5 protein-coding genes and 2 pseudogenes are annotated in these 4,526 nt (G+C 70.5%); 3 read left to right on the top strand and 4 right to left on the bottom strand.

What is annotated here, in order from left to right; genetic code table 11:
* Window positions 1-2: 2 nt before the first annotated feature.
* Window positions 3-1,130, bottom strand: a complete 1,128-nt coding sequence (locus H1A17_RS33480; protein ID WP_194823765.1) for a hypothetical protein — start codon at window positions 1,128-1,130, stop codon at window positions 3-5.
* Between the two features lie 167 nt (window positions 1,131-1,297).
* Here H1A17_RS33480 and H1A17_RS35910 point away from each other — a divergent pair, with 167 nt between their 5' ends.
* On the top strand, window positions 1,298-1,633 hold the full coding sequence (locus H1A17_RS35910) for a helix-turn-helix domain-containing protein (protein WP_375372855.1): 336 nt from the start codon (window positions 1,298-1,300) through the stop codon (window positions 1,631-1,633).
* A 66-nt stretch (window positions 1,634-1,699) separates the two neighbouring features.
* A pseudogene (locus H1A17_RS34955) lies at window positions 1,700-2,080 on the top strand (Scr1 family TA system antitoxin-like transcriptional regulator); the annotation flags it as partial.
* A 12-nt stretch (window positions 2,081-2,092) separates the two neighbouring features.
* Here the strand turns inward: H1A17_RS34955 and H1A17_RS33470 are convergent.
* From H1A17_RS33470 to H1A17_RS33460, 3 genes and pseudogenes are all read right to left on the bottom strand, one after another.
* A pseudogene (locus tag H1A17_RS33470) lies at window positions 2,093-2,308 on the bottom strand (macro domain-containing protein); the annotation flags it as partial.
* Window positions 2,309-2,477: 169 nt separating this feature from the next.
* Complete coding sequence (locus tag H1A17_RS33465) at window positions 2,478-2,651, bottom strand: putative ATP-grasp target RiPP (protein WP_077935160.1); 174 nt, start codon at window positions 2,649-2,651, stop codon at window positions 2,478-2,480.
* Between the two features lie 185 nt (window positions 2,652-2,836).
* Window positions 2,837-4,117: an alpha/beta fold hydrolase gene (locus tag H1A17_RS33460; RefSeq protein ID WP_194823763.1), complete on the bottom strand. Its 1,281-nt coding sequence runs from the start codon at window positions 4,115-4,117 to the stop codon at window positions 2,837-2,839.
* A gap of 119 nt (window positions 4,118-4,236) precedes the next feature.
* Between H1A17_RS33460 and H1A17_RS33455 the strand changes: the two genes are divergently transcribed.
* On the top strand, window positions 4,237-4,526 hold a 290-nt coding region (locus H1A17_RS33455), incomplete at its 3' end, for a hypothetical protein (RefSeq protein ID WP_228544727.1).

The raw sequence follows: 4,526 nt of genomic DNA, 5'->3' as shown, positions 1-4,526 counted from the left end.
CCTCACGCTTCGCCCGCCCCCGCGCGGACAATCCACCACCATCGGGATACCTCATCCCATCGATCTACCCCAACCCCACACCGCCACACAGACCACATCGGACGAACCTGACCATTCAAGATCTGTAGCGCGGAGTCCGTGAGGCCGGCGATGTCGGCGATCGTGTAGCCGCCGTGGCCCTCGTTGTCCGGGTCGGCGATCGGCCCCGACCGGACGGAACCGACGTAACTGACGTTGGTCCCCTCCTGGCTCGCCAACTCGTCCCAGAGCGGACCCCGGTACGCGCCCTGCGTTCCGCCGTCGCCATAGGTGATGGAGTCACCCAGCGGCATGATCCGCAGATCCGGCGGCTGCGCTGCCGCACGCATGACACCGATTTGTACCGCATAATGATCGGCGCCCCGCCCGGGTCCGCGAATGACGGGGAGGTTCTGGACGTTCTCCGACGACAGGGCGTAGTCCAACTCTCTGCCGCTCTGATGCGTCGGTTGCCCGGAGTTGTACCGATACGAACCGGCCGGCGCGGCGAACGTCCCGGGTTCCATGTTGAAGTCCCCCGCCACGGTCCACTGCCGGCCCGCCACCTGATTCACCCGGTTGGCAATCCGCTGCGTCATGGCCGCGGATTCGTTGGATCCGCCAGGTCCATTGGACTGACCGTGGAAAGTGAAGTACCAGTTGTTGCCGAACCGGACGCCCAGAACATCACGCCCGTCCGGATTGCGGATGACATCGACCTCGTCCGCCACCCGTCGGGTGACGATAGCCATGTTGTTCCGTCCCCCGACGTACGAGCCGCCGTTGGCGTCCGTCTGAAGAAAGTAGATGTGGTATTCCTGGCGCTGGTTCTGCCAGATGCTGTGCTGGACGTAGCCGCGCCGCCCGGGCAGGCCCGCCGGACCGAAGGGGATGTTGGCCCGGGCTTCGCCCGGCGGCGTGGGGCCCGCCTCCTGCAGCAGGACGATCTCCGCGGACCCCGCGTACCCGCCGATGGTGTCCGTCCATACGACGCCCTGGTTCGAGCCCTGCATGTTGAACGTGATCAAGGGCGTCGTGTTCAACGGGGCGGCCACGGCGGGATCGACGATCCCACCGACGACCACGATCGTCGCCGCGACCACAGCCAGCACAGCGACCCATGCCCGTCCAAGCAGATACTCCCTGACGCCTACGGGCTCTCGTGAGAGCCGGGCCCATCGAACATCAGTGACGGCAAGGAGCTTGACTCGCATCCCGCCGACTCCGTCACCGCGTCCGGGAGCACGACCGTCATCGTCGGACACGGGACCTCCGAAAGATGATGACCTATGTTGCCGGGCACTCTACGGCCGACCTGACCTCTTTGGAACGCAAGCCGATCACCGTCACAGAAACGGGACACAAGTCTTGGCACAGACATGACCACCACGCCAGACCATCGACACAACCTCATGGACACCGCAGCCGCCCCCTGAACCGCCCCGGGTTCTGTGGAGCGCGCGACTCTCTAGGGCATCGGCTCCGGGACTTGCGGCAGGACGCTGCTGGACTAACCGGCAGGCAGCTCGCGTTGCTGGCCGGTTGGCGCAGCTCCAAGGTCTCGAAGATCGAGTATGGCAAGCAAACCCCGACTGATGGCGACCTCCGGGTGTGATGCCAGCACTGCGGTGTAGCCGACCAACCACCTGACCTGATCGCGGTGGTGCGGAGCATTGAGGCGATGTACGTCGAGTGGCACCGCACGTTGCGGACTGGCACGAAGCGACGGCAGGAGGCATCGCGAACCATCGAGAGCGAGACGCGGCTGTTCTGTTGGTACGAACCGGTGCTGGTGCCAGGCATCCTGCACACCGCCCAGTACGCCGCCGCCGTCATGAGACGGGTCATCGAGTTCTACCAGATCCCCGACGACCTGGAGGCGGGCGTCGAAGTGCGGATGCAGCGGCAGCAGATCTTGTATCACGGCAACCACCGCTTCCACTTCGTCCTGGCTGAGCAGGCGCTGCACACCATGGTCGGCGACGCCAGCGTCATGAGCGGCCAGCTTGACAGCTTGCCCGGACTGCTCTCCCTACCACGCGTGTGCCTGGGAATCCTGCCCGCTGCCCACCGGTACCGGCGGGTCGAGGTCGAACGCCGGGGTCGGCATCGCGTCGCCCGGCTCGCAGGGGCCGATTGCACCACCCGCCCGGGCCAGGCGAGGCCCGACGGCGCGGTGGATCGCGCCGTCGACACCACCGCCGCCCAGAAGCGACTCGTTCGCGGCCGTGACGATGGCGTCCACGTTCTCCCGCGTGATGTCACCCAGAGCGACCTCGATCGCTACCACAGCAGCATCCTGGCGCATCAGGCGACGACGTCATGACCGCTCCCGCCGTGCCAGCCGCGGGCGTGAGGTCATCCGACCAGTCGGTCATCGCCGCACCGTCATCGGCGCCCTGGGCGGGGTGGCCGTCGCCGACCGGCCCGGGACAGGGCAGGCCGGCGACGGCGGCCGATCAGAAGTCGCTGTCGGTGTCGTTCCGGCCCCCGCTGGGGATGTCGTCGATGGTCTTCGACGAACCCCCGGCGTCCCGCCTCGGTAGGCCGCCCAGCATTCGGGCGAGCTGCTCGTCGGCCAGTTCCACGCCGTCTGCCGGAATCGTGTCGATCCGCACGGTCTTGCGCCTCATGTCGTACCCCTGTTCACCCTGAGGGAGCGCCCGACTGCTCGGCCGGACGAACGCCAGTGTGTGGCCGCCGGGAACCGCCTGGGACCAGGGATCTCCCTGGTTCGGGACCCCAGCCTTGGCTGGCCGGGGTGTCCGCCGGACGCGCGCCCGGGCCGGCGCTGGAGCGATCGTCGCCGGGGTCCGACTCACGACGGGGGTTGGGCCGAGGTGTAGGGCGGCAGCGGCAGTGGCTCGTCGCGGAGGAACGCGCGGAGCAGCGCGTCGTACGCCTCCCGCTGGCCGGAGGTGATGTCGTGTCCCGTGTGCGGTAGGTAGACCAGGGTCGCCTGCGGCAGCGTCCGTCGGTATTCGTACGTTTCCTCCCATGGGACGAAGTCGCACTCGCCGCGCATGATCAACGCGGGTACCCGGGCCTGCCGGAGCGCGGGCCGCGGGTCGGGGATGTGTGCGAAGTCCTCGACCGTCTGTTGGTTGACGTAGAAGCCCTGGTGGTTGTCGTGTGCCTCGGCGGGTGCCGAACCGGGGCAGCGGGCGGTGTCCTTGCCGAGCACGGCGACGGCGTGCATCAGCGCGTCCGCCTCGTCGTCGCCGACGAGCGCGTGCGCCGCGTTCGGGTTGACGCTCTGCAGGATCGCCTGGGCGATGACCCGGGGCGAGGCGAACAGGTCGTCGCGCTGCCGACGCTGCTCGGCGGTCATCCGGGCCCAGGGGTCGCCGCCTCCGCCGTCCGGGTAGGCGCCCGCCCAGATCGGGCCGGGCGAGGTGAACACGGCCCGGGCGACGTGCTGCGGGTGGGCCGCGAGGTACTGCGCGGCGAGCGATCCGCCCCAGGACTGCCCGACGACGATGATGCGCTCAGCGCCCAGCTCGACGCGGATCGCGTCGAGGTCGGCGACCTGCCGGGCGACGGTGTAGCCGGTGACGTCGGTGAGCCGGGTGGACCGGCCGGCGCCGAGCTGGTCGTAGGCGTAAACCTCGAAGCCGTCGGCGGCGAGCAGGGTGCCCACGGCGGGCATGCCTTCGCCCGGGGTGCCGGGGCCGCCGTGCAGGAAGAGCACGGGCGTCGGGCGGGGCGTGCCGGAGGCGGCGGCGTGGACGTACGCGATCCGTGATCCGGTGGGCAGGTCCCAGAACCGGACGCCGGCGGGCGGGGGCGGGGCGGCCGGGTGCGGGCCGGGCCGGAACACGGTCACGGCGGCGAGCCCGGCGACGGCGACGGTGACGGCGGCGGCCAGCGCCGTCGCGGCGCGGCTCCGGCGTCGAACGCCGAGCAGCGCGAACGCGGGCCGGGCGAGGAGCTGGGCGACGGTTCCCAGCAACACGAGCCCCACCGCGCACAGCAGCGGTATCCAGGCGGTGACGAGCGCGGTGGCGACGAAGCCCGCGCCGCCCACGGTCACGGCGGTGGCCACGGCGACCGGCAGCAGCAGGACGCCGATGCTTCGACGAACAAGGGAACGAACCATGAAGATCATGCTGGCCGGTGCCTGGCGCAGGCGCGTCGTGCCACAGGACGGCTTCCGCGCGCCCCACCCCCGTCTCGCGGCGGGGTCCCGACCGGCCGGGCGGCCCGTACCATCGGGGTATGCGACGCTGGGCCCCTGAACTGGGTGACACCTGGGCTGCCGGCGCCGTGGCGGTGTCGCAGGCGCTGTGGTGGCTCGCCGCCCGGCCGGAGCCGCGGCTGGCGCCTGGCGTCTGCGCCGTCGCCGTGGTCGCCGTGGTCGCGCTGCTCTACCGCCGGCGGGTGCCCGGTCCGGCGCTGGCCGGTGCCGCCCTGGCCACCGCGCTGGCCGCCCCCGTCGTCGGGGCCGCCCCGGCCGGCCCGGCCGCGGTGCTGCTGACGGCGTACGCGCTGGTGGTGCATCGCACGGC

Source organism: Micromonospora sp. S-DT3-3-22, from assembly GCF_015354745.1.
In the GTDB taxonomy this organism is placed as follows: Bacteria; Actinomycetota; Actinomycetes; order Mycobacteriales; family Micromonosporaceae; genus Micromonospora; species Micromonospora wenchangensis.
Note: the sequence above shows the minus strand (reverse complement) of the source record. Positions and strands in the feature narration are given on the sequence as shown.